Annotated in this window: 24 protein-coding genes and 1 pseudogene; 7 read left to right on the top strand and 18 right to left on the bottom strand. The window is 72.2% G+C overall.

Annotated elements, in window-relative coordinates; translation table 11 throughout:
- Nucleotides 1-81 precede the first annotated feature (81 nt).
- Both V6V47_RS18125 and V6V47_RS18120 read left to right on the top strand, forming a co-directional pair.
- Nucleotides 82-867, top strand: a complete 786-nt coding sequence (locus tag V6V47_RS18125) for a spermidine synthase (RefSeq protein ID WP_334629443.1) — start codon at nucleotides 82-84, stop codon at nucleotides 865-867.
- A gap of 72 nt (nucleotides 868-939) precedes the next feature.
- Nucleotides 940-2037: an AI-2E family transporter gene (locus V6V47_RS18120; RefSeq protein WP_334629442.1), complete on the top strand. Its 1098-nt coding sequence runs from the start codon at nucleotides 940-942 to the stop codon at nucleotides 2035-2037.
- Here V6V47_RS18120 and V6V47_RS18115 read toward each other — a convergent pair.
- From V6V47_RS18115 to V6V47_RS18085, 7 genes are all read right to left on the bottom strand, one after another.
- Entirely contained in the window at nucleotides 2008-3309 is a 1302-nt protein-coding gene (locus tag V6V47_RS18115) for an NAD(P)/FAD-dependent oxidoreductase (RefSeq protein WP_334629441.1), read from the bottom strand. The genes V6V47_RS18120 and V6V47_RS18115 overlap by 30 nt on opposite strands.
- A 102-nt stretch (nucleotides 3310-3411) precedes the next feature.
- Nucleotides 3412-3738 (bottom strand): CU044_2847 family protein, encoded by a 327-nt coding sequence (locus V6V47_RS18110; RefSeq protein ID WP_334629440.1) that lies wholly within the window; start codon nucleotides 3736-3738, stop codon nucleotides 3412-3414.
- A gap of 3 nt (nucleotides 3739-3741) precedes the next feature.
- Complete coding sequence (locus V6V47_RS18105; protein WP_334629439.1) at nucleotides 3742-5145, bottom strand: ABC transporter substrate-binding protein; 1404 nt, start codon at nucleotides 5143-5145, stop codon at nucleotides 3742-3744.
- Nucleotides 5142-6257, bottom strand: a complete 1116-nt coding sequence (locus V6V47_RS18100; RefSeq protein WP_334629438.1) for a hypothetical protein — start codon at nucleotides 6255-6257, stop codon at nucleotides 5142-5144. Before V6V47_RS18100 ends, V6V47_RS18105 begins: the two co-directional genes overlap by 4 nt.
- Nucleotides 6254-7696 (bottom strand): VWA domain-containing protein, encoded by a 1443-nt coding sequence (locus tag V6V47_RS18095; protein ID WP_334629437.1) that lies wholly within the window; start codon nucleotides 7694-7696, stop codon nucleotides 6254-6256. Before V6V47_RS18095 ends, V6V47_RS18100 begins: the two co-directional genes overlap by 4 nt.
- Nucleotides 7697-7726: 30 nt before the next feature.
- The gene (locus V6V47_RS18090; RefSeq protein WP_334629436.1) at nucleotides 7727-9955 is read right to left on the bottom strand and encodes a serine/threonine-protein kinase; all 2229 of its coding nucleotides are present in this window, start codon (nucleotides 9953-9955) and stop codon (nucleotides 7727-7729) included.
- Nucleotides 9952-11622, bottom strand: coding sequence for a serine protease (locus tag V6V47_RS18085; RefSeq protein WP_334629566.1), 1671 nt, complete (start codon nucleotides 11620-11622; stop codon nucleotides 9952-9954). The genes V6V47_RS18090 and V6V47_RS18085 overlap by 4 nt, the downstream gene beginning before the upstream one ends.
- A 241-nt stretch (nucleotides 11623-11863) precedes the next feature.
- Between V6V47_RS18085 and V6V47_RS18080 the strand changes: the two genes are divergently transcribed.
- Nucleotides 11864-12949, top strand: coding sequence for a hypothetical protein (locus V6V47_RS18080; protein ID WP_334629435.1), 1086 nt, complete (start codon nucleotides 11864-11866; stop codon nucleotides 12947-12949).
- Between the two features lie 21 nt (nucleotides 12950-12970).
- Here V6V47_RS18080 and V6V47_RS18075 read toward each other — a convergent pair whose 3' ends face one another.
- Nucleotides 12971-13498, bottom strand: coding sequence for a GNAT family N-acetyltransferase (locus tag V6V47_RS18075; protein WP_334629434.1), 528 nt, complete (start codon nucleotides 13496-13498; stop codon nucleotides 12971-12973).
- Nucleotides 13499-13582: 84 nt separating this feature from the next.
- Here V6V47_RS18075 and V6V47_RS18070 point away from each other — a divergent pair, with 84 nt between their 5' ends.
- Entirely contained in the window at nucleotides 13583-14227 is a 645-nt protein-coding gene (locus V6V47_RS18070; RefSeq protein ID WP_334629433.1) for a hypothetical protein, read from the top strand.
- A gap of 24 nt (nucleotides 14228-14251) precedes the next feature.
- Here V6V47_RS18070 and V6V47_RS18065 read toward each other — a convergent pair whose 3' ends face one another.
- Nucleotides 14252-15253 (bottom strand): LacI family DNA-binding transcriptional regulator, encoded by a 1002-nt coding sequence (locus V6V47_RS18065; RefSeq protein ID WP_334629432.1) that lies wholly within the window; start codon nucleotides 15251-15253, stop codon nucleotides 14252-14254.
- A 128-nt stretch (nucleotides 15254-15381) separates the two neighbouring features.
- Between V6V47_RS18065 and V6V47_RS18060 the strand changes: the two genes are divergently transcribed.
- Nucleotides 15382-15978, top strand: a complete 597-nt coding sequence (locus tag V6V47_RS18060; RefSeq protein WP_334629431.1) for a CGNR zinc finger domain-containing protein — start codon at nucleotides 15382-15384, stop codon at nucleotides 15976-15978.
- A gap of 33 nt (nucleotides 15979-16011) precedes the next feature.
- On the opposite strand, the gene V6V47_RS18055 is transcribed toward V6V47_RS18060, so the two are convergent.
- The 5 genes from V6V47_RS18055 to V6V47_RS18035 form a co-directional block, all read right to left on the bottom strand.
- Nucleotides 16012-16305 (bottom strand): DUF6510 family protein, encoded by a 294-nt coding sequence (locus V6V47_RS18055; protein WP_334629430.1) that lies wholly within the window; start codon nucleotides 16303-16305, stop codon nucleotides 16012-16014.
- Between the two features lie 40 nt (nucleotides 16306-16345).
- Entirely contained in the window at nucleotides 16346-17125 is a 780-nt protein-coding gene (locus V6V47_RS18050) for a ferredoxin reductase (protein ID WP_334629429.1), read from the bottom strand.
- On the bottom strand, nucleotides 17118-17717 hold the full coding sequence (locus V6V47_RS18045) for a sulfite oxidase-like oxidoreductase (protein ID WP_334629428.1): 600 nt from the start codon (nucleotides 17715-17717) through the stop codon (nucleotides 17118-17120). Before V6V47_RS18045 ends, V6V47_RS18050 begins: the two co-directional genes overlap by 8 nt.
- Before the next feature lie 49 nt (nucleotides 17718-17766).
- Nucleotides 17767-18789 carry a TerC/Alx family metal homeostasis membrane protein gene (locus tag V6V47_RS18040; protein WP_334629427.1) on the bottom strand — a complete coding sequence of 341 codons (1023 nt, stop codon included), beginning with the start codon at nucleotides 18787-18789 and terminating at the stop codon, nucleotides 17767-17769.
- A gap of 217 nt (nucleotides 18790-19006) precedes the next feature.
- A complete protein-coding gene (locus V6V47_RS18035; RefSeq protein ID WP_334629426.1) occupies nucleotides 19007-19417 on the bottom strand; it encodes a DUF2267 domain-containing protein in 411 nt (136 codons plus the stop codon).
- A gap of 155 nt (nucleotides 19418-19572) precedes the next feature.
- On the opposite strand from V6V47_RS18035, the gene V6V47_RS18030 reads away from it, so the two are divergent.
- Together V6V47_RS18030 and V6V47_RS18025 are read left to right on the top strand one after the other, a co-directional pair.
- The gene (locus tag V6V47_RS18030; RefSeq protein WP_334629425.1) at nucleotides 19573-19845 is read left to right on the top strand and encodes a DUF2795 domain-containing protein; all 273 of its coding nucleotides are present in this window, start codon (nucleotides 19573-19575) and stop codon (nucleotides 19843-19845) included.
- A gap of 61 nt (nucleotides 19846-19906) precedes the next feature.
- Entirely contained in the window at nucleotides 19907-20530 is a 624-nt protein-coding gene (locus V6V47_RS18025; RefSeq protein ID WP_334629424.1) for a DUF1345 domain-containing protein, read from the top strand.
- A gap of 225 nt (nucleotides 20531-20755) precedes the next feature.
- Here V6V47_RS18025 and V6V47_RS18020 read toward each other — a convergent pair whose 3' ends face one another.
- The 4 genes and pseudogenes from V6V47_RS18020 to V6V47_RS18005 all read right to left on the bottom strand — a co-directional run.
- Nucleotides 20756-21424, bottom strand: coding sequence for a hypothetical protein (locus V6V47_RS18020; RefSeq protein WP_334629423.1), 669 nt, complete (start codon nucleotides 21422-21424; stop codon nucleotides 20756-20758).
- Nucleotides 21425-21530: 106 nt separating this feature from the next.
- Nucleotides 21531-22502 (bottom strand): pirin family protein, encoded by a 972-nt coding sequence (locus V6V47_RS18015; RefSeq protein WP_334629422.1) that lies wholly within the window; start codon nucleotides 22500-22502, stop codon nucleotides 21531-21533.
- A gap of 78 nt (nucleotides 22503-22580) precedes the next feature.
- Nucleotides 22581-23156 (bottom strand): GNAT family N-acetyltransferase, encoded by a 576-nt coding sequence (locus tag V6V47_RS18010; protein WP_334629421.1) that lies wholly within the window; start codon nucleotides 23154-23156, stop codon nucleotides 22581-22583.
- 739 nt (nucleotides 23157-23895) lie between these two features.
- A pseudogene (locus tag V6V47_RS18005) lies at nucleotides 23896-24172 on the bottom strand (hypothetical protein); the annotation flags it as partial.

Raw genomic sequence — 24172 nt, 5'->3', positions numbered from 1 at the left:
CGACGTGCTGGCCGGGGGCCGGCGGATGCGGGGGCCACACCCCGCTCCGCCGGCCCGTCGGCGTCGACTAGCGTGCCGACCATGAAGCGCGCCGCCGACCGGCTGGAGCTGGTCGCCGACCCGGTCCGCCGGACCGGGCGCACGCTGCTCTCCGCCGGCGTCGAGCAGTCGTACGTGGATGTCGAGGATCCCCGACACCTGCATTTCGAGTACGTCCGGCGGATCGCCGCGGCGGTGGATCTGGTGGCCCCGGCGGGCGTACCGCTGAGCGTCCTGCACCTGGGCGGCGGCGCGTTGACGCTGCCTCGCTGGCTGGCCGCCACCCGCCCCGGCTCCCGGCAGCGGGTCGTCGAGCGGGATTCGGCGGTGGTCGAATTGGTCGCGCGGGAGTTACCGCCGCTACCGCCCGAGGTACGGGTCGAGGTCGACGACGCCCGGGCCGCGCTCACCGCCACCCCGGCCGCCCAGTACGACGTGGTGGTCGCCGACATCTACCGCGCGGCCCAGATGCCCCGGCACGTACGCACCGCCGAGTTCGCCGCCGAGGTGGCCCGCACCCTGCGCCCGGACGGGCTGTACCTGGTCAACGTCACCGACCTGCCACCACTGGTCGGCACGCGGGTGCAGGTGGCCACGCTGCGGGCGGTCTTCGGTGACGTCTGCGTCCTCGGCGACCGACGGATGCTGCGCGGCCGGCGCTACGGCAACCTCGTGCTCGCGGCGACGCCCCGAACGGGTGGGCTGCCGGTGGCCCGGCTCGCGGTGGCCGCCCTGCGGGACCCGGTGCCCGGGGGTCTGCTGCACGCGGCCGCGCTCGACGGGTTCATGGCCGGTGCGCAGCCCGACACCGACGCCGACCCGCACTGATTCCCCCGGTCCAGGCCGGCCTTCACGGCATTGGCCGGGTTTCCGGGGGTTTGCGCGGGGAAGGCGCGGAAGATGCGCAACACCGATGATCGGGCGACGGCGCGCCGGACCCTGATCGTGATCGGTCTGGCGCTGGCAACCGTGCTCGCGCTGGCCTTCGTCTACGCGACCCGCCGGGTGCTGGTCTGGACCGTGGTGGCCGCCTTCTTCGCGGTCGCGCTCAAGCCCCTTGTCGACCGGTTGCAACGCCGGTTCGTGCGGCGGCGCTCGCTCGCCACGCTGCTGGTCTTCCTCGCCACGTTCCTGGTGCTGGCCGTCCTGGCCGCGGTCATCCTGGTGCCGCTGATCGAGGAGCTCACCCGGTTCGCCGACCGTGCGCCCACGCTGCTGCGCGACGCCCGCGCCGGCAAGGGCCCCGTGGGGCAGTTGCTGGAGCGCACCGGTGCCCGGCGGTACGTCACCGAGCACTCCGAGCAGCTACGGGACTTCGGCACCCGGCTGCGGCAACCCGCCGTCGGCGTGCTGCGCGGCGTCGTCGAGACGGTGGCCGGGCTGGTCACGGTCATCGTGCTGGCGTACCTCATGGTGTTGGAGGCGCCGCGGATCATTTCCGGTCTGCTCCGGGCGGCCGGGGACGGGCAGGGTGAGCGTTTGGGCCGCGTGGGGCGGGAGGTGTCCCGCGCCGTCACCGGCTACCTCACCGGCAACCTGCTGATCAGCGTGCTCTGCGGAGTGTTGACCTTCGTGGTGCTCGTCGTCACCGGGGTGCCGTTCGCCGCGGTGATCGCCCTGCTGGTGGCGATCGCCGACCTGATCCCGCTGGTCGGCGCGACCCTCGGCGCGGTGATCGCCGCCGGCGCCGGGTTCCTGCACTCCCCCACCGCCGGTGTGGTGGTGCTGGTCTTCTTCGTGGTCTACCAGCAGGTGGAGAACCACCTGCTCCAGCCGGTCATCCTGGCCCGCGCGGTCCGACTCAACCCGTTGACCGTGCTGGTCAGCGTGTTGCTCGCGGCGGAGCTGGCCGGCCTGTTGGGAGCGCTGCTGGCCATCCCCGCCGCCGGCATCGTGCAGGCCCTCGTGCGCGAGTACGGCCCGAGCCGGCTCCGCGCCACCCCGCCGCCGCCGGCCCGCCCGGCCCCCTCAGCGGGACCGGACGGCAACCTCGGGTGACGTGCTCTCCAGCGGCACGGCGTTCGCCGGCACCAGGCCGAGCTGGACCGCAGGGCGGGTCAGCACCGCGTCCAGCGCCCAGTCCGCGCCGACCCGGGTCCGGTTACCCGGCATCGCCATCAGGTGGTACGCCCGGGTGACCGCCTTCGCCGGCAGCCCGGCCAGGTTGACGTGCAACGGGTTCGCCGCCGCGTCCTTGCCACCCAGGTCGACCACCCAGCCCAGGTCGTGGTGCTTGTACGGCCGGCGCTTGCCGCGCCCGTACGAGGCGGCGATGTTGTGCGCCGCGAGCTTGCCCTGCCGCTGGGCGTGTTGGGCGGTCATCGCGCAGACCGCGCCCGGTTGGGTCAGGTCGGGCACCGCGGCGGCGTCGCCGCAGGCGTACACCTCGGGGTAGCCCGGGACGGTGAGGAACTCGTCGACCACCAGCCGTCCCCGGTCGGTGCGCAGACCCAGCTCGTTGACGAACGGGTCGGGTCGCACCCCCACGCACCAGACGAGGGTGCAGGTGGGCACGTACTCGCCGTCGGTGAGTTTCACCCCGTCGCAGGTCGCCTCGGCGACCGAGGTGCCCATCCGGACGTCCACCCCGCGCTGGTCGAGCACCTTGTGCGAGGTGTCCGACATTCTCTTGTCCAGCTCGGGCAGCACCCGGGGCGCGACGTCGAGCAGCAGCCACCGGGGGCGGACGGTGAGCCGGGGCCGTTGGGCGTGCAGCGCGTCGGTGAACAGCTGCCCGTGCGCCGCGACCTCGGTGCCCGTGTAGCCGGCGCCGACCACCACGAACGTGGACCGGGCGCGCTGCTCGGCGGGGTCCTCGGCCTGCTCGGCCAGCTCGATCTGGCGCACGATGTGGTCGTGCAGGTAGACGGCCTCGGGCAGGCCACGGAAGCCGTGCGCGTACTCGGTCACTCCGGGGATGGGCAGCAGCTTGTTGACGCTGCCCACGGCGAGCACCAGCCGGTCGTACGCCAACCGGTTGTGGTCGCCCTCGCGCTGGGTGAAGCCGACCCAACGGTTCTGCAGGTCGACGTGGTCCGCCTCACCGATCACCACCCGTACGCCCTTGAGCGTCCCGGTCAGCGGCACCGCGATCCGCTTGGGCTCGATCACGCCAGCCGCCACCTCCGGCAGCAGCGGCAGGTACAGGAAGTAGTCGGTAGAGTTCAGCACCACGATCTCGGCCTTGTCCCCGGCCATCCGGCTCAACGCCTTCGCCGCGTGGTAACCAGCGAACCCGGCCCCCACGATCACCACACGAGGTTTCGTCATTGCGGGCCGTTTCCCACCCAAGCCGAGGACAAACGTCAAAAATCGCCGATGTCGGGGTATCGGGGCCGGCGGGACACCGCGATATCGCCGACCTCGAGTCGATCAGGCGGTGTCCGGTGGTCGCTGCCAGCGCACCGTGACCGAGAGCTGACCCTGCACCCCGGTGCGGGCGATCACCGCGCCGGCCTCGGCGGTCAACTGCACCCCGAAGGTGATCTCGATTTCGTCCGGTCGGTGCGCCATCGACTGGAACTGGCGCAGGGCGGCCGACGCGGCGTCGCGGACCTCCCCGAGCGCCCGGTCGAACGTCGCCCGCGCCTCCCGGACCACCTTGCCGGCCGGGCTCGCCGACGTGACGCCGGGCTTGCCGTCGACCTCGACCACCACCGAGCCGCCGCCGTCCAGCTCGAATCTCCGTAGTTCGGTCATCGCTCACGTCCCCTGTCGCGTGGTCGGGTCGCAGCCGAGATCCATCCACTCGGCCTTGGACACCGAGGCCTGCACGGCGTCGAGCTCGGCCAGCAGCCTGTCCAGCCGGTCGGGGGCCTCCAGGTAGACCAGGACCGCCCGCTCGAAGGCCGTGGCCATCGCCGCCGGCAGCAGGTCCGACGCGTCCCGGCAGAGAATGCCGGTGCTCAGCCGCGCCGCGACGGCCCGCACGACGGTGCCCTGGTAGACCTCCGGTGTCCCCCGTCGACTGAAGAACACCTCCTCGTTGACCTCACGCCAGACCCGCTGCGCCCGCTCCGAGGCCAGATAGGCCATCAACTTCCGGGCCGGCTCGCTGGCCCGGAACATGGCCGCGACGTCGTCGGAGACCTCCCGAAGCGACGAGGTGTCCACCGACCCGACCGGCGGGGTGGAGAAGAAGGCGAACGACGAGGTGTCGGGCGTCGACGGGGCGGCATCCCCCTGGCGCTCGGCCAACTCGGCCAGGTGGGCACGGTAGTTGCGGACCGCGAACGAGCCCTGGTGGTCCAGGTGACAGGGGCGGGCGGTGGGCGGGTCCGTCTCCTGCACGGGCGGGAACAGGTTCCTTCCCGCCTCGTCCCACGTCGTGTAGAGGCTCGCCGTGCGTCTGGGCTGGTCCGTCAGCAGGGCACCCCAGGTCACCCAAGCGTTCCTGACCTGCGGGGAAATCCAGGGAAGCTGGCCGCGGGTCCACTTCTCGTAGCTGGCCTGGCCGGCCTGGTGCAGCAGGATGTCCTCGATCCAGTCGGTGCCCGGCCACCCGGAGACCGGCGGGGAGCTCATCCCCAGGCACCACGGCGCCTGCCCGCCGCCGCCGAGGCCCTGCGCCAGACCGACCAGGTCGGCCCAGGTCCGGGGAGGGGTCTGGTCGAGCTTGCCGGACCGGGCCGGGTTGAACCAGAACACACTCTTCAGGCTGGTGGCGATGGCGACCGCGTAGACGCGTTCGTCGTCGACCCGGTTGCCGTCCGGCTCGGCCTTGCGCGCGAGCCGGATCAGCTGCGGCGCGGCGTCCGGGTCGGCCGCGGCGATGTCGTTGAGCGGCTGCAACTCGCCCGCGTTCACGTACCGTTGCAGATCGTTGAGGCGGGGCAGGACAGCGACGTCGGGCGGCCGGCCCCGCTCGATCCCCGCCTGGAGCACCTGGCTGACGTCCCGGTGCCCCTGGTAGCGGGCCCGGATGCCGGATTCGGCCTCGAAATCCCGCAGAACCGCCTCGAAGTCCGCCTGCTCCTCGTCGACCCAGGAGCCGAGGACCGTCAGCTCCGTTGCCGGCGCCGCGGAGCAGCCGCTCAGCACGGTGCCCGCCAGCAGCACGGTGACCAGCGCAAACGCTGGCCGTGAAGCCCGTTGACGGTGCCTCATCGCGACCGACCTCCATATTCCGCCAGGCGGGGCTGGAAGCCCGCGAGCACCAGCACCGCGATGCCGAGCGCGAGCAGGGGCAGGGCGAACTCGACCGAGCGGCTGTCGGCCGCGCCGGCGGCATCGGCCCTGATGGCGGCGTCGGCCGCGATGGCGGCCTGCTTCGGCTCGAGCGTCGGCGTCGGCATCGGCATCGGGGACGGAGCGCGGGTGCGGAGCGCGGTGACCGTGTCGGCGCAGACGCCTTCGCACTGTCGCTCCACCTCGTCGGCGAGACCGTGGGCGGCTTGGTAGCTCACATCGTCGAGCTGCTCTCGGCGGCTGTGGTCGACGGTGACGACGTCCTCCCGGACCCGGTCCAAACCGGTCGCCGACGTCAGGCTCAGCGAGGTGAGGACCGCCATGCCCACCGTGGCGACGGTCGCCAACAGCAGGGGGAGATTCATCGCCCGGCGGAAACGGTGGGTCAGGTACGCCTGCACCCGCACCAACAGCACACCGAGGACGAGCAACGGCAGCAGCCAGACGGCCACGGTCAGCATGGACGTCCAGCCGTTGTCACCCTGCTCGTCGAGGACGCGCAGCTGTTTGCCACGCAGGTCGTCGAGCTTGCCCAGGATGTCGCCCAGCAGGTCCGCCGCGTCCCGCAGCGCGGCGACCCCGAGCGCCCGCAGGCTCGCGTCCCGGTAACGCGCGTCGGCCTGACCGATCAGACCGGTGTACGTGACCAGCAGCGCCTCGATCGTCTGGATGTCCCGGGTGCCGTCTTCGCCGGCCGCGTTGTTCTCCGCCAGGAGGGTGAGGTACTGACCGGCTCCGGCGATCTGACGCTGGTACTCGACCCCCGGCCCACCGAGGACCTGCACGCCGCCGGCGAGATTCCGCACCGCGGCGGCGTGCGCGCTGCGCAGGGCGTCCTGCGCGTCGTAGGAGGCGAGGATCGCCGGCACCGACCTCTGCGCAGCCGAGTCGGCCGTCCTGGCGACACCGAGGAAGACCGCCAGCGAGGCGATCAGGGCGACGGCGGTGGCGGCGAGCAACCACCCACGCAGGCGTACCAGGGTGCGCCGGGTGGTGCTGACCCGCTGCGCGGCCACGCTGGTCGCCGTCACGCCGGCACCCCCGCCGGTGGGTCGGCGACGTCGAACGGGGTGCCGCAGTTCTCGCAGATGATCGCGCCGGGCGGTGAGGTCTCGCCACAGCTGCCGCAGAGCTGGTCCGCGACCGCCGGGCGGCGCTGCACCGGGGCGGGGGCATCGACCTGAAACGGGTTGCGGCTCGAGCCGATGTGGCTGACGTTGATGTCGAGCCGGCTCAGGTTCGGTCGGAGCCGGACGAGGCCGTCGGGCTCGATGTCCACCAGGTGCCGGAGTTGTTCCAGGGCGGGCTCGTCCCGTGTCTCGGTTGCCAGCATGACCGCGTGGGCCCACTGGGCGTGCGCCTCGATCCGGTCGCCCCGGTCGTACGCGTCGCAACCCGCGTTGATGGCCTGCCGCACGTCCTCCTGCCCGGTCACCTGCGACACGTTCGGGTCCAGCCGAGATGACTTGATCAGGTCGTCGGTCCAGGTCACGAGGACGGTGGCGGTTGCGGCCCGCGACTCCCCGTCGACCACCAGATCGACCCGAGCGGCCAACCGGTCCTCGTCCAGGATGCTGTCGGGCGCCTCGACGTCCAGACACAGGTGGAACTCCCTGCGCTCCACACCCCACGAGCCGGTCGCGAACTCCAGGGTCCGGTCGTCGATCCGGTCGGCGTACCCGGTGAGGTCCTGGATCGTGGGGCTGGACTGTTTGAAGAAGGTCACCTTCGCGTACGGCAGGGGACGCACCCGCAGCCGCACGTCCGGCAGCAGCTTGGCCATCGCGGCGTGGATGGTCTCCCGGAAGGTCGCTTCCAGCTCGGCCGGCCGTCGCACCGCCTCGGCCGTCCCGCGCAGCGCGGCGGCGATCTGGAGCAGGTCGCGGGGACGCCACCCGTCGCCGACGCCCCGGGGATCACAGACGAACCGGCCGGCACACGTCGACAGCACGCGGTCCAACTCCTCCTGCGTCTCGTGCTCGTTGATGCCGTCGGTGAGCAGCAGCACGTGACTGATCGCCGACGACGGCGGCGGGAGCAGGTCCCGGGCCGCCGCCAGCCAGCTGCCCATCGCCGTCCCTCCGCTGGCGCTGAGCCGGGCGACCTCGGCCCTGGCCTCGGCCCGGGTGGCCGCCGAGGCCGTGGCGAGGGCGGGCTCTTGCGGGTAGACCACCCTGGCCCGCTCGGTCCCCTCGATGACGGCGAACCGGACACCGTCCGGCAGCACGTCGATGGCCGCGGCGGTGGCCCGCTGCGCCGCCGCCATCTTGGTCGGTGGATCCGCCATCGACCCCGAACAGTCGATCACCAGCACCTCGGCCAGCCGGGCCGGATCCGAGCGGGCCGGCGCGGCGTCCCCGGCCGGCGTCTCCCGGCCGCTCACCGAGAGGATGGCGTGCATCTCCCGGCCGCCCTCGGGCAGGTACTTGTTCTGGTTGACTTCCAGGCTGAACTGCATGCCGGTGTCCACCGATTCACGCTCCGTTCCGGCTCGGGTCGGTCACCATCGGGTGCGGGGCCGGACGGCGTTGGCCCGGTCGATGAGCACGTCGTGGGCGGCGCGACGGGCGGCATCGCCCGCGTCGTCCGCGCGTGCCGCCTGCTGACCCAAGGCCCGGTACGACCGCTCCAGCAGCCGGCGGACGGCGCGCTCGGTCGGCGGCTCGCCGAGCACCGGACCCTCGGCCAGGGCGGCGGCCTCGCCGGAGCGCACCAGGTCGAGCGCCATCTCCCGGATGGCCGTGGTCAGCCGGTCGCGCGACTCGGGATCGAGGGCCAGTGCGGTCAGGCGCTGGACGGCCTGGTTCAGCTCGCCGTCGGTGGGTGGACCGCCCGGCAACCGGGACGAGAGCACCCGCACCGCGGCGACCCGCGCGGCGTCGTGGTGCCGCGAGAGCGCCGGCACCTCGTCGAGCACGGCGACCGCTCCGGCCCGGTCGGTCGCCGCCAAGCGGAGCCGGGCCAACCCGAAGGCCGCGCTGGCCTGGAACGGGTCCCGCAGCCACACCGCCGCATAGAAGCGGGCCGCCGCCGCGGCGTCACCGCCGCGTTCGGCGCAGTAGCCGAGCGCGAGCTTCGGGGCGATCTCCCCCGGGATGTCGCCGTAGACCGCGTCGAACTGCCGCCGGGCCTCGTCGACCCGGTCGTTGGCGAGCGCCAGCAGGCCGTGGTGCCAGGCTATCCGCCAGTCGGCGTCGGCGCGGGCGCCGAGCATCGTCGCCGCGGCGGTCAGCGCCTGGTTGGCCGAGTCGCGGTCGGCCAGCGCGAGGTGCGCCCGGCAGCGACTGAGCTCGATCTCCACCGAAGTCTGTTCCACCATGGCCAGTTCGCTGAGCAGTCCGTTGGCGTCCGACGTGTCGACCGTGCCGAGGGCGCTGACGGCCGGGTCGTCCGGGTCCGGTCGGGGCACCGGCAGGCCGAGGGCCACGACCGTGGCGGCGGGGCGGCCATCGTCCAGCACCGCGCGGTCGGACACGGCGGTCCAGGTCCGCAGCGGCAGGACCACCCCGAGGCCCGCGTCCAGCAGCCGGGCGGACGGTTGGAAGAGCGAGATCGGCTCGGGCTGACGCCGGTCCGGTTGGCCGGCCAGGATTTCCCGGAGAACCCCGAGGAGTTGCTCGGACATCTCGGTCGCGGAGGCGAACCGCGATTCCCACTCTGGATGGACGGCCCGGGCGACGAGCCGGCGGAACGACTCGACGCCGAGAGCGCCCGGTGCCGCGCCGGGCGTGGCCGGACCGGGTGTACGAGACCTGAACAGCTCCTCCAGCGTGCGGCCCAGCGCGAACAGGTCGGAGCGTTCGGTCGCCCCCCGGGTCTGCAGCTCGGTCGCGCCCACCAGGAAGTTGGGGGAACCGACCAGCCCGTCGGACCCGCCGTCGGCCTTGCGGACCCCGCCCAGGTCGATCACCTTGATCCGGTCGGCGGTACGCATGACGTTGTCGGGCTTCATGTCGGTGTAGAGCAGCCCGCGCCGGTGCAGGTAGTCGAGCGCGGCGAGGATCTCGTGACCGTAGGCGAGGATGTGGTCGACCGGCAGCGAGACGTCCGGCTGGCGAGGGTCCTTCGCGGCGCCCAGCAACCGGCGCAGCGACATGCCGTCGAGGTAGTCCATCACGAGGTAGCCGGTCGGGCCGGCCACCGGGTCGTCGTGGGTGGCGAAGTCGATGCTCCGCACGATGTTCGGGTGGTCCAGGGCGTTGAGGAACTGTCGTTCCTTCACCGCGGCCGCGAGGGCGGCCTCGTCGTCTGCGTGCAGGACGCCCTTGAGCGCCACCTCGATGTGGTCATTGTGGGTGTCCCGGGCGAGGTAGACCCAGCCCTGGCCACCACGGGCCACGCAGCGGACCACCTCGTACCGGTCGGCGACGAGGTCGCCGGCCTGGAGACCGGGCAGGAAACTGAACGGCGTCCTGGTCGGGCAGTACGGGCAGAACCCGGTGTCGCGCCCGGGTCGACCATTCCGGCTCCGACCGACCGGGTGACCCTTGACGCAGAAGCGCTGCTCCTCGGGCACCCGCAGCGGTTGGGAGGCCACACCCTCGGGCGAGAAGGTCAGCACCGGCAGGGGGACGAGGCTGGCCACCGTCCAGCTGCCCCGTGCGGTCGACCGGGAGGTGACCGGCGCCGGCTCGGCAGAGTCGACCGGGAGCGGCGCCAGCCCGCAGACATCGCAGAAGCCGGTCTCGTCGATGGTGCCGGTGCAGCCCGACCGGTTGCACGGTGTCAACGCCCACTCCCTTCGTGCTGGTCGTCGACCTGCTGGGGCACGGCCTCGGCGTAGACCCGGACCGCCTCCCCCGCGGCGGCCAGGTCGCACGGCGCGGCCATGAGCAGGTCGTGCGCCCGTCGGTGCAACGTGCCGAGCGCCGGGTCCTCGGAGGAGCCGTGGCGCACCGCCATGGCCAGGTAGGCGTCCAACCGGCCGCGCAACTCGGCCCAGAGATCCTCCCGTGCCACAACCTCCTGCCGGACCGCCTCGGCCTTGCGCAGCGCCCGGTCGGTGACCCGCTCTGTCGCGGCGAGCAGGGCGGCCAGCGCGTCCCGGTCAGTGGAGGCGGCGGCGGCCCGCAGCTTGGTGAGCTGGATCCGCAGCTCCGTCGCCAGTGGGCGCACCGGCGGCACGGTCGCGGCGAGCGCCGCCGCCCTCCGGTGTGCCCGGCGGGCGGCCTCCTCGGTGCTCTGGAGAGTCGCGATGCGACTCGCCAGCAGGGCGAGACGGAGCGGGACCGACTCACCGCGGAAGGTCAGCAGCATGCGCAGATCCCGTGCGGGTGCCTGGGCGACCAGGGGCAGCACCACCTCGGAGAGCAGCGTCTCGGAGTCGGCCGCCTCGTCGATGTTGCTGAGGATGAGCGAGCGCGGTGTCGTCTCGGCGCCCCCGCCGTTGCCCGGTGCCGAGGTCGCGCCATCGGCGCCACCGGCCCAGTCGGCGATCCGCTGGGACACCGCCCCGGTGCTCTTGCCCGCCGCGTCCACGGCCAGGTCGATGCTGCCCATCGGTGGCACGGCGAAGCCCACCGGGCCGGCCTGCGGTCGGAGCTCCCGGCTGGAGAGCACGGCGGCCTGACGGACCGCCGCGGCCGAGCCGGACCCCTGGTCGACGGTGACGATGATCAACACGTTGCCGTGCGCCTTGCGGCTGAAGAACTCCGCGATCCGGGTGGCCATCGCGCCGTCGACCGGGGTGTCGGTGAGGGACCGGAAGCTGTCGTCGACCGAGGGCTCGCCGGGCACCCGGTCGCCGAGCTGGGGAAGGTAGCGCAGGATCGTCTCGACCGGAATCATCCAGGACAGACCGCTGGCCGGGTCGGTGCCGGCGGCCACGTCGCGGTTGTGGTCGCTGGCCCGGTAGGTGCTGACCACCATCCCGACGACGGCCTTGGTCGCCGCGTCGACCACTGCCGCACCGCTGAAGCCGGGGCTGATCTGTGGGCCGGTGGTGGCCGAATCCATCTGCACCCGTTCCCGTCCCGCGCCGGACGGGCCGGCGAGCTGGGCTCGGACGTACACGCCCTGCTCCAGGGTCTCCGGAAAGCCGTACGCGACGACGTGGCGGCCCCAGGTCCGCTGGCGACGCAGGGGGGCGAACGGCCCGTGCGCCAACGGGGCCGCCAGCTCGAGCAGCGCGACGTCGCCGGCAACCTCGTCGGTGGGCGGGGCCCAGCAGCCGGGCACGACCCGGGCCGACACCGTCGGGCCGCCCGGTTGCCCGATGAGATCGACGTCGACCGACCACGCCGGCTCGGTCTGCGAGAGATCGGTCTCGCTGGCGGCGCCGACGACGTGGGCGCACGTCAGGACGTGGCGGTTATCCACCGCCATCCCGGCGCCCAGGACCTCGCCGTGATGGCCCCGGAGACGGACGCGCCACGGCTCGTCGCCATGGTTGACCATCACTTTGCTGAGGGTAATCGAACCGGAACACATCTGTTGACCCCTGCCGATGCAAATGCCCCGGTTGCTGATCTCTAGTACTGAAGATCCGGTCGGATGGTCGACCCTTCGACAGTGGCTTCCGTGAATGCGAATCGGCTCCACGACAGCGGAGCGGAACTGTGCGGTAACCGACAGCGCACGGGCCGTCACCCCGGCACGCTCGACCCGCCCCCGATCCCCACCACCGTGGAGGTAATCCATGCGACTCCGTGCACTAGCCGGCGCCGTGCTCGCCGCCGTCCTGACGGCCAGCATGCTGGCCCTGCCCACCCCCGCCGCGGCGGCAACCGCCGACCGCTGGGGTTTCGCCTACGTCGACAACCCCGCCGCCTCGGTCTGGACCGTGCTGGACACCACCCGCCAGTGGGGAAGCTGGAAGACCGCGTTCCCGGCCGCCTGGGCCGACGGCATCAAGCTCGCACCCGGCCGGTTCCAGGTGCGGTTCCCGCAGATCGGCGCCAGCTCACGGGGCGTGCCGCACGTGACCCCGGTGAACCGGACCGGGCACTACTGCGAGGTGGTCCGCTGGTTCCAGTCCGGCGTCAACGAGATCGTCGACGTGCAGTGCCACAAGCCCGGCGGTACGCGCGACGACACCCCGTTCACCGTGCTCTGGACGACCAGCTCCGGCGTGCTGCCGGCCGGCACCTCGCACGCGTACGTGCAGTGGGGTGGCGGCGTCGTGGTGCAGTCCTACAACTCGACGGGCCCGGTGAACACGGTCACGCCGGTCGGCGTCGGGCAGTACCTGGTGCGGTTCCCCGCGGTGGGCCTGGCCGGGGTGCTCGCCGGTGACGTGCAGGTCACCGCGGTGCAGCCGAACGCCGGCCCACGCCGCTGCAAGATCTACACCTGGAGCGCGGTCGGTTCCGACGTGCAGGCGTACGTCTTCTGCTACGACCAGGCCGGCGCGGCGATCAACACCGACTTCGTCGCCTCGTACCACCGTCGCCGGCCGGTGATCGGATCGCTCGCCCCGCCGTCGTACTTCGGCTATCAGGGCACCGCGGTCGGCGGACCGACCAACGACAACTCGATCACCGGCGTCGGCACGAACACCGTGGCACCGCTGGTGCCCGCCGGCCGCTACCTGGCGACCTTCCCGCAGATCGGGATCAAGGAGACGCACGCCCAGGTGGTGGCACAGGGCCCCGGCAACAACTACTGCCACCTCACCCAGCCCTGGACCTACACCACCAACGTGGACGTCGACGTGATCTGCTTCGACAACACCGGGGTGGTCACCCCGCACCGTTTCCTGGCCACCTTCACCTCACGGCTGTAACGCCGCGCGGCACCGGCGGCCCTACGTCGCCGCCGGTGCCGTGATCGCCCAGCGCTCGTGGTCCCGCCAGGCTCCGTCGATGTACAGGTAGTCCGGGGAGAAGCCCTCCAGCCGGAAGCCGAGCTTGCGGGCCACCCGGCGGGACGGCTCGTTGCCCGGCTGGATGTTCGCCTCCAGCCGGTGCAACCCAACCGTGTTGAAGGCGTGGTCGATGACCAGGGCGACACCCGCCGAGGCGTGCCCGGTGCCGCTGTACGGCTGGAAGGCCGCGTACCCCAGGTAGCCCCCGCGCAGCGCGCCCAGCACGATCCCGCTGATGTTCACGTAGCCCGCGATCTCACCGCTGGCCCGGTCGCAGATCACGTAGCCGGCATTGTCCCGGCGGCGGATCTTGCGCAGGTAACGGTCGTACTCCTCCGGGGTCTCCGGCGCGACCAGCCACGGGTGATGCAGTTCCCGACTGCGTCGCGTCGCGGCGAGGAACTCGTCGACGTCGGTCGCACGGGGTCGGCGGATGGCGGCGGGTCCGCCGGTACGCAGATATCTCACGGCGGACAACTCTGACTGACCCACCCATGGTGTGTCCAACCGGCCGTGCCCCGCCGAGATCGCCATGAATGCGAGGATCACTCGGTGGATGGCGAGGTGGCAGCGGCGTTGGGGTGTGTTCGGGATGCATTCGCCCGATACCCGCGCCGGGCCGTGCTGGACGGCTGTCCACACTGCAAGGGCCCGGTGGTGGTCGACGAGCACGACCGGTTCTCACTGACCATCAGCCTCGGCAACACGGTCGGCAGCCGCGACGACGTGAAGAGCCTGCTGCCCGTACTGCTGGAGAGTCTGGTCGCGTCCGACGACCTCTACCCGGCCATCGTCCTGAGCAAGCTTCCGCGCGAGCAGTGGCGCACCTGGCCGCGAGTCGAGCAGGATGCCGTCGACGGGTATCTCGACGCGGTGTGGCGCTCGTTGCTGGCAGACCACCCGACGCGCCTCGGGGCGTTCGTCGACACGGCGACCTTCCTCGACGCCGCCGGCGCGACCGGGGAGAGCATCGACCGGTTCCTTGACCTGTGGGACGGCACGCTCACCCCGGCGGCAGACCGCCACCTGGCCGAGGCGGTAGGCCGACTCGACTTCGCGACCCGGAAGCCGAGTGTTCTCGGCGACTGGCTGCGCCGCGACACGGTCCGCGACCGGCTGCACCGCGCGTTCGAGCGCGACCACGAGTCGGCCTGGGCCGACGATCTCGCGCGGGCCTACGATCTCCTGCGCCCCTGACTCGGTCCAGGCACGGCAATTCGATCATCTATCGGGTCGGGTGCTTTCTCGGGCCAGCACCTCGTGTGGCGCGGTGACCACGGCGACCGCCGTGTCGGGCTGGTCGATCCGGGCGGCGACCCGGGCCACGGCCTCCCGGGCGAGGAAGCCGGTGTCAACGGAGACGGTGCTCAGCGTGGGCCGGGAGTAGCGCCCCTCCTCGATGTCGCCGATGCCGATCACCGCGACGTCGGCGGGGACGCGCAGGCCGGCATCGAAGGCGGCGCGCATCGCGCCGATCGCCAGCGGGTCGGAGTAGCAGAAGATGGCGTCCGGGCGACCCGGCTGGGCCAGCAGGGCGCGGGCCGCGCGGTAGCCGTCGGCGCGGCGGTGCCGCACCGCGGGCAGCAGGTGACCAGCCACGGGCGCCAGCCCGGCCCCGCGCAGCGCCCGGTGGTAGCCGGCCGTGCACGGCTGCGGAGCCGCGACGGACTCCTTCGGGTACGCGCCGATCGCCGCGATCCGTCGTCGACCGGCGCGCAGCAGGTGAGCGGTCGCGTCCTCGGCGGCCCGGACGACGTCGACGCCGACCTGGTCGCACTGCCCGACCCGGGCCTCACCCCCGACCAGCACGACGGGCCGGTTGGAGGCAACGAGCGCCTCGACCAGCGCGACCGGCACGACGGGCCCGCTGACCAGCACGCCGTCCACGGGTGCCGTGCGGGCATCCCCCGCGGCCGAGTCGTCGGGCCGGGCCTGTTCGATGACGACCCGGTATCCCTGGCGACCCGCCGCCCGGACGACCTCGCGGGCGAGGTTGTCGGCGAACGGCAGGTCGGTGTCGGGTAGGACGAGGGCGAGCGCGCCGGTGCGCCCGGTCCGCAGGGTCCGGGCGAACACGTTCGGTCGGTAGCCCACCTGTGCGATGGCCGCCTCGACCCGGGTGCGCACGTCGGGGCTTACATGGGGATAGCCGTTGACCACGTTGGAAACGGTCTTCACCGAGACCCCGGCGAGCCGCGCCACGTCCTTGAGCGTGGAAGCCACGATACGCCCGCCCTCCCCCGACGAAAGTCACACCACCAAAAGCAATTCGCCGGTGTAGTTACGACCCTCGCAGGCGATTTCACACCTGTCAAGGCGATACGGTGGTGTGCGATGAGAGGGGGTGGCCGGTGGACGACGACATCGCGGTACCGGCCGCCGTGCGGCTGCTCCGGGACTTCGTCAACACGTTCGAGCCGCAGATCGACGACGAGACACTGATCGACCCCGATCAGCTCCGGGACTGGTTCGTCGACCGTGACCTGATGGTGGCGGACGCGCGCCTCGGGCCGACTGACCTCGACACGGCGGTGACGGTCCGGGAGGGCCTACGCGCGGTGCTGCTCGGCCACGCCGGTCACCACGCCGACCCGTCAGCCCTCGACCGGCTCAACGAGGCCCTGGCGGGAGCGCCCGTCACGCTGCGCTTCACCGACGGCAACCACGGCTTCGTCGCCGCCGGCAGCAGCCCGCTCGACCACGCGCTGGCCGGGCTGGTCGACGCGATCCGGCGGTGCGGCGAGGACGGCACGTGGCAACGGCTCAAGGTCTGTGCCCGCGACACCTGCCGCTGGGCGTACTACGACGCCTCCCGCAACCAGGCCCGCCGCTGGTGCTCGATGGCCGGCTGCGGCAACTACATCAAGATGAGGCGGGCGTACGCCGCCCGTACCGGCCGCGCCCGCGCAGCGGCCGCCGGCGGAACCACGGCGCCAGCCACCGGGTGAGGGCGACTCCGCGGAGGGTCGCGGAGGGACCGGTCAGAGTGGTACCGGGCGCGGCTGCTCCATCGGCATCGGCACCTGGAGGAAGGTGATGCCGCGCAGGTCCAGCCAGGCCCGGTCCGGTCCGCGGACCAGCCGCAGCATCACCTCCTCGCAGGACGGGCAGCGCGCGACCAGGCCCGGGGCGTGTGCGAAGACGTGCAGGCTGGCCATCGAGCCGGTCATCCCGCAGTTCTCGCAGCGGCCCATCGCGGTGCTCAGGTCGACGGCGAACACCTCACGCAGCGGGCCGTCGAGCATGTTGCCGTCCAGATAGGACATCTCGGTCATCGGGTCTCCTCGACGTTGCGCGGAACGGATCAGGGCGGTGTCAACCGGTGGGGCCGAAGCGCTCGGTCTTGACCTGCCGCGACGGGTGGCCCAGCCCCACCAGCAGGTCGGCCACGCTCTCCACGAACCCGGTCGGCCCGCAGACGTAGGTGAGCGGTTCCAGGTCCGGCGGCCAGCCGTGGGTGTTCACGTCGGCCAGCCCGACCCGGTGCGGCTCGCCGCGCCAGCCCTCGGGCGCCTCGCGGGTGTACACGTACGCCACGTCCAGCCCGAAGTCATCGCGGACCCGGCGGCGCAGCTCGTCGGCGTAGATCACGTCGCCGGGAGTACGCACCGAGTAGAGCAGCCGGAACGGCACCCGACTGCCGACCGCCCGGCGGGCACGGATCATCGCCATCAACGGCACGATGCCGGACCCGCCGGCGAGCAGCTGCACCGGAGCGGTCTGCTCCGGCCGCCAGATGAACCAGCCGCCGAGCGGTCCGCGCACCTCCACCGGGTCGCCGTCACCAAAGACATCGATGAGGTACGGCGACACCTCACCGTCGGCCACCCGCTGCACGGTCACCTCGATGCGCGGGCCGCCCGGGCCGTCCACCACCGGCCCGGCCACCGAGTACGACCGGGCCGCCTGGTAGCCGTCCGGCGCGGTCAGCCGCACGTCGACGTGCTGCCCGGGCAGGTGCCCCGGCCAGTCCGGCACCTCCAACACCAGCGTCTGCGCGCTCGGCGTCTCCACCCGCCGCTCCACCAGCCGGCCGACCTGCCACCGAATGGGCGTACGCGCCGGGGTGCCCGTCGCGACCGCGCGCTCAGTCACCCTGGTACCGCTGTTCGCGCCACGGGTCGCCGTAGTCGTGATAGCCGGCGGTCTCCCAGAACCCCGGCTCGTCCATCGTCTTGAGCTTGATGCCACGCACCCACTTGGCGGACTTCCAGAGGTAGAGGTGCGGCACCAGCAGCCGGGCGGGGCCGCCGTGCTCGGGGGGCAGCGGCGCGCCGTCGTAGGTGTGCACCACCCAGGCCCGGCCGCCGCGCAGGTCGTCCAACGGGACGTTGGTCGAGTATCCCCCGTAGGAGTGCGCCAACGCGAAGTGCGCGCCGGTGTCCACGTCGGCCAGCAGGGTGTCGATCGAGACGCCCTGCCAGGTGGTGCCGAACTTGGACCAGCGGGTGACGCAGTGCAGGTCGACGGTCGGCGTCTCCTGCGGCAGCGCCATCAGCTCCTGCCACGACCACCGGTGCTCGGCGCCGTTCTCGGCGCTGATGACGAACTCCCAGGTGTCCAGGGACACCCGGGGCGTCGGGCCGGCCGAGAGCACCGGGAAATCCTCGGTCAAGTACTGCCCGGGCGGCAGGGTCTGCTCCTGCGAGCGGGGGCGACCCTGGAAGCCCGGAGACACGATTCCCATTGCACAGTCGTACCACCCGCGCCGGCCGGGGCGGGAGCTTTCCCGATGGTCACTGCCGCTCCGCGACCACCTCGCGCTCGGCGGGCAGGTCGCCGCGGGTGGCGCGCAGGCTGGTCAGGGTGACCACCACCAACACCCCGATGATCACGCCGAGCGAGGCCAGGGTGGGGATCTGCGGCACGCTGGCCCAGATGCCGTGCGCCCAGTGCAGGCCCAGCTTGAGGCCGATGAACGCCAGGATGATGGCGAGACCGTAGCTGAGGTGCACGAGCCGGCTCAGCGCCGCGTGCAGGACGAAGTAGAGCGCGCGCAGGCCGAGCAGGGCGAACGCGTTGGTGGCGAAGACCAGGTACGGGTCCTCGGTGATGCCGTAGACCGCCGGCACCGAGTCGACGGCGAAGACCACGTCCGTGGCCAGCACCGCGACCACCACCAGGGCGAACGGGGTGAGTGCCCGCCGTGCGCCCTGCCGGACGGTCATCCGGGTGCTGTGGTACTCGTCGACCACCGGCATGATCCTGCGCAGCAGCTTCACCGAGCGCATCTTGTTGATGTCGACCTCCTGCTGGTGCCCGGACAGGGCATCGCGGAGCAGCTTCACCGCCGTGGCGATGAGGATGATCGCGAAGAGCAGGAAGGCGAAGTCGAGGGTCTGCAACGCCGCCGCGCCGAGGGCGATGAAGACCGCCCGCAGCACGAGCGCGCCGGCGATGCCGTACAGCAGCACCCGTTGGGCGAGTACGGCCGGCACCGCGAACGCGGCCAGGAGCAGCATGAACACGAAGAGGTTGTCGACCGAGAGCGACTTCTCCACCAGGTAGCCGGTGAGGTACTGCACGCCCTGTTCGGAGCCGTAGCGGGCCCACAGCCAGGCACCGAAGGCGAGCGGCAGGGCGATGTAGAACACTGACCAGCCGATCGCCTCCCGCATGGACACCTCGTGCGGGCGGCGGGTCACCAGGAAGTCGAGCACCAGCAGCAGGAGGACCCCGACGATGGTCACCACCCACAGGGTGGGTGTGCCCAGCGATGACAGCTCGCTGCCAGCGGACAGGTATGACAAGCCGGACATGTGGCCTCCTCGAACACCGTGCATGTTCGAGGTCTCCTTCACCCACCTTGGTGGGCAACCACCCGAGGCACGCCGGGCGCGCCGTACTGACCGGAATGGTTCGTGGGAAGTACTCCCCTCGTACCGTCCAGGTTAGGCCAGGCTGATTCGACACGCCAAGCCGGACGTCGATGGTTGCCCTGACCAACCGCTGTGTGTGACCTGCGATGATGCCCGATCAGGCGTGGCGCAACGGCACACCCGGGGCCATCGCCTGCTCCACCAGACCCCGGTAGTCGCGCGGCAACTGGGTTGCCACGTCGTCGAACTCGCCGCCGGTGATCGCCTCCCGCAGCGTGCAGAAGACCGCCCGGACAGCCTCGCGGGCGGCAGGCTCCTGCACGTCCGCGCGCAGAGCGACCCGGGCCACGAACTCGGCCGCCCCGAACCGGTCCGCCTGCTCGGTGCTCGGGCTCGGCTTGAGCACCAGTTGGAGCGGCTTGGGCAGTTGGGCGGCCAGGTCCAGCACCTCGCCGCCGGTCAGCCGCTCGGCGAACGTCTCCAACACGGCCCGGGTCAGCTCGACCGCCCGCTCGGACGGGACTCGGCTGCGCTGGGAAACCTGGTCGATGAAGGTGTCGTAGTTCATCGCGTACCCCCTCGGGCTCGCTCCGGGGCCTGCGGGTACCCACGGCGACCGAGCGGAAACAACGTCGATTCGTCCGCCGACCCGGGCGTGACCGGGCGGCGGGCGGGTAACCGCCGCCGGTCGTGACCACATCGATGCCCCGAGGAGCCCCAGCCATGGCGAGCTACTCCGACGTCCTGCAATACCTGTCGAGCCTCGACTATCCGGCCGAGAAGGCCGACGTGGTCCGCGAGGCCGAACGGGAGGGCGCCCCGCCGGACGTGCTGAAGGCGTTGCGCGCGCTGCCGCCGGTGGACTACGCCAACGGCAACGAGGTGGCCCGGTCGGCCGGCATCGAAGCCGCTCCCGAGGTCGGCCCGGCGCAGCGGGCCGCGCAGGCCCGGGACAAGCAGCACAACCGCGTCTCGCAGCACCTACGCGGCCTCTGACCCGCCGGTGCCGGACGCCGGTCGGCGCCCACGGCGGCCCGACGCACCCACCACCGCCGTGGTGCAGATCGCCATCGTGGGGGTGGTCGGCGTCGTCGCCGGTGGTCTCTTCGGCCTCCTGCTGTCGGCGCGGCTAGCCCCGCTGGCCGGCTGGGACGCCGCCGCGCTGACCTGGCTCGTCGTGATCTGGCACAAGCTGTGGCGGCTGGACGCCGCGAACACCGAACGGGTCGCCTCGTACGAGGACCCGAGCCGGGCGATCCGCGACGTGCTGCTGCTGATCGCGTGCCTGGCCAGCCTGCTCGCGGTCGGACTGGTGGTGGGCAGCGCGCACGCCGCACCGCCTGGGCTGCGCCGCGACGCGTACGGCGGGCTGGGCGTGGTCAGTGTGCTGCTGTCCTGGCTGGTGGTGCACACCGTCTTCACCGCCCGGTACGCCCGGATCTACTACACGGGCCCGAACGGCGGGGTGAACTTCAATCAGCCCCAGCCGCCCTGCTATTCCGACTTCGCGTACCTGGCGTTCACCATTGGGACCACGTTCCAGGTCTCCGACACCAACCTGACCAGCAACGAGATGCGGCGTACGGCGCTCCGACACTCGCTGGTGTCGTACCTTTTCGGCGCGTTCATCATCGCCGTCACGGTGAACCTGCTGGCCGGCCTCGCCGGGATGGGCCGCTGAGCCCGCTGCGGGCGGGCTCGCCGGGACAGGCGGGCGCCCCTGGCCACGAACCGCGACCGGGGCGCCACGCAGACCTGTCCTGGCGGGAAATCGCGCCCGAACCGGGCTGCGACCACCAAGCGGTGGATGTCCGCTCGAACCGAGCGGCCAACACTGCCGGGTCCAACCATACGTGAGAACATCCTCCGTACGGATGATTTTTGCCGGACTGTGGGCCAGGGCACGTCACGGTCTGCCGGTCAGCTCCGCGTACCGGTGCTCAAGGTCGATCCGGGCCAGCGCGCCCACCAGCCAGGCCAGTTGCTCCGACTCACCGGTGGCCAGCCCCGCCAGGTCGGCAGCGGACCGGCCCAGGCCGAGCCGCCGGGCCGCCGCCAGCGCATGCCGGTCAGCCACCGGGGCCACCTCCCGCCACAGCGCCTGCGCCTCACGCAGGAACAGGTCGACCACCGGGCCGTCCACCCCGGGCAGCGCGGCGAGCAGCGCACGCTCCCGGCCCGGGTCGTGCCGGGCCACCGCGCGCAGCCGCCGCAGGTCGCCCCGGTACCGCTCGACGACCGTGCGGGCCAGGTCGCCCAGCACGGCAGCCAACTCGTCCACCCCGCCGCGTTGACCGCTGTCGCGCAGCACCCGTACCCGGTCCTCGTGCAACGAGTTGGCCAGCCGGGCGGCGCTGTCCCAGCCCTCGTCGCGCAGGGCCCGCGCACCGTCCAACGCACGCCGGAAGTCGCCCCGGCGGGCCAGCAACACCGCGAGGTAGAGCACCTGGAACAGACTCGCCGGGTTGTTGGTGACCCGGAAGCCGTACTGCTCGGCGAAGCCGCGTCCGCTGCCGGCGAGCCGGCGGGCCACACGCTTCCGATCCTCCACCGGGGTGATCAGACTGGTCGGCATGCCGGCGACTACCCGCGCGGCAAGCGGTCACACGCCGGGCTCGGGGGTGCGCCCAGCCGCCAGCCGACGCGGCCAACCACTCAGCCGGTGCGGTCGCGGCGTGCGCTCAGTCGTGCAGGCCGCCCGTACGGTCGCGGGCCTTCAGCCGGGTGGTGGGCAGAGCGGGCGCCGGCAGCGGCGGCGCCGCATCGTCGGCGACCACGCCGAAGCGCCGGCCGGCCATCCAGTCCTCCCGGGCCTCGACGACCTCGTCGTGCGAGCGACCGACGAAGTTCCACCACATGACCAGCGGCTCCTCGAACGGCGCCCCGCCCAGCAGCAGCAACCGCGCCCCGGCCCCGCCGCGCACCGTCACCTCGCGACGGCCCGAGCCCAGGTAGAGCAGGGCCCCGGGTTCGAACCCGACCCCGCCCGCCTCGGCGGACCCGGACATCGCCAACATGGCGTACTCGAAATCGGGCCGCAGCGACAGCGTGGTCGGCGCCGAACCGCTCAGCTCAAGCTGCACGCCGACCAGGGGGGTGTGCACCACCGCCGGCGACCGCTCCCCGGCGCACTCGCCGACCAGAAGGGTCGCGTCCAGGTCGCCGTCGCGCCAGCGCGGCAGGTCCGCATGGTGCGCGAAGTCCGCGGCACCGGCCCGCGCCGGGTCCGGCAGCGCGACCCAGAGCTGCACCCCGTGCATCACCGCCGGATGGACGGCCGGCGACCGCTCGGAGTGGGCGATGCCCCGCCCGGAGGTCATCACGTTCAGCTGCCCAGGCCGGATCGGCTGGACATTGCCGAGGCTGTCCCGATGCACGATCTCGCCCTCGAGCAGCCAGGTCACCGTCTGCAGCCCGGTGTGCGGGTGCGGCGGCACCTCCATACCGGGCCGCTGCGCCACGTCGTCCGGCCCGAAGTGGTCGGCGAAGCACCAGGCACCCACCATCCGCCGGGGGCGCTGCGGCAGCAGCCGCCGGACCGTCGTGTACCGCCCCAACGGCACGTCGTGGCCGGGCAGCAGCACACTACCGGGATCGACGTCGGCCACACCGGGTGGTCGCGTCTGTGCCAGCATCGATTCGGTACGTTCCACCGCCCGACTGTACGCGCGCACCCGCCCGCTCCTCCGGCGCTTCCTGTGCGTGGTGGTGTCATGCCACACCCTGGTCGATCACGTGAGTGGTGCGCTGACCTCCGGTACGTGTGCGGCGGCGATGGGCGTGCGCACCTTCCAGCCCAGGGTGCGGTACAGGTCGCGGCCTTCGTCGGTGGCGACGAGGACGCCGGTGTGCATGCCGAGTCGGACCGCGTGGTGGCTGAGAGTGTGCATGACCGCGCTGCCGAGACCGCGACGGCGATGCGCGGGGGCGGTCTCGACCTGGTCGATGACCCCGACCTGGTCTGCCGGCGCGAGCCTGCCCGAAGCGGCGATCTCGCCGGCGGTGTCGAGGACCGAGGCAATGATGACGTCGCCGAGGACCGCGATCTGGGTGGTGTACGACGCCGGAGGCGTCGCGGTGCTGGCGGTGAAGGGGACGGTCATGAGGTGACCGGTGTCGGCCATCGACCAAGTGGCGGGCAGTGCCTTGCGCAGGTCCGCCGGGTCAGCCGCGGCTTTGATCCAGGTCCCCGGTGCGGCCTGCCGGCGGCCCAGTTCGGCCAACGACGCGTCGTCGTCGTGCGCCGCCAGGACGTAGCGGACGCGATGGCCCGCAACCCCGACCTGCAGGCGCCATCCACCAGGCACGACAGTCGGGCTCGGCACGGCTCGTGAGACAGCCCATCCGTGCACCCAGGCGGCGAGCAGACCGGACAGCCCTCTTCCGGCCGGTTCGGTCGTGACGGCCGGGTTTTCGCCTTGCGTGATCAATTGCTCGTCTCTCCTTGGGATGCCGGCCAGCCGGCGGGTCGCCCCACCACCCCACTCCAGGATCTCGCCGGACATTGCTGACTTGATGCAAGAAACATGCTATTGCAAAAGATTGGCAGGAGCGACCCTAGCGGCGTGCGGACGACTGTTCCAAATCCTTTGGAAGTGGAACACCCCGATCGCGATCACGGCCAGGACCGCATCCCGAAAACCTCACTGCACCGCTATCCCTCCGCCGCCGGATCCGCAGCGGACCGACCCGGCCACGCCAACGCGGACGCCGACTACCGGCGAGGATTCAGGCCATGACCGCTGAAGGTCACAGTGCGGGCTGATTGGTGTGCGGGCGTGGAGTTGCCGCTGGCCGGCATCCGGTTTTCGGGGGTGGCGGCCAGCGGTTCGAGTCTTGCGGCGGTGGAGATGCCGCTGGCCGGCGCCCGGTGTTCGGGGTGTCGGCCAGCGGTTGGGTGGTGCGGCGGTGTGGGGCCGCTGGCCGGCGCCCGGTGTCCGGGGTGTCGGCCAGCGGTCGGGTGGTGCGGCGGTGAGGCGCCGATGGCCGGGCGCCCGGTGTTTCGGGTGCCCGGCCAGCGGTCGAGGTTGTTCGGTGGTGCTGGGGTCAGCTGTTCCAGTGCTGGGCGACGAGGTCGGCGGCCTGCTGCTCCCACTGGGCGTAGGCGTCCGGGTAGGCCGACACCTGCACGGTCTGGGCGGCTTCGGTCAGGGGCATGTCCTGCCAGCCGTCAACCTGGCGCAGACCCTTCAGGAACGCGGTGGTGGCGTAGGCGGGGTCGGTGATCTGCTGCGGGGTGCCCCAACCACTGGTGGGGCGCTGCTGGAACAGGCCCAGCGAGTCGTGGTCGTTGGCGTCACCCAGGTGACCCAGGTTGTGCAGC

The sequence above is a fragment of the Micromonospora sp. CPCC 205539 genome, assembly GCF_036906815.1.
Classification (GTDB): domain Bacteria; phylum Actinomycetota; class Actinomycetes; order Mycobacteriales; family Micromonosporaceae; genus Micromonospora.
Note: the sequence above shows the minus strand (reverse complement) of the source record. Positions and strands in the feature narration are given on the sequence as shown.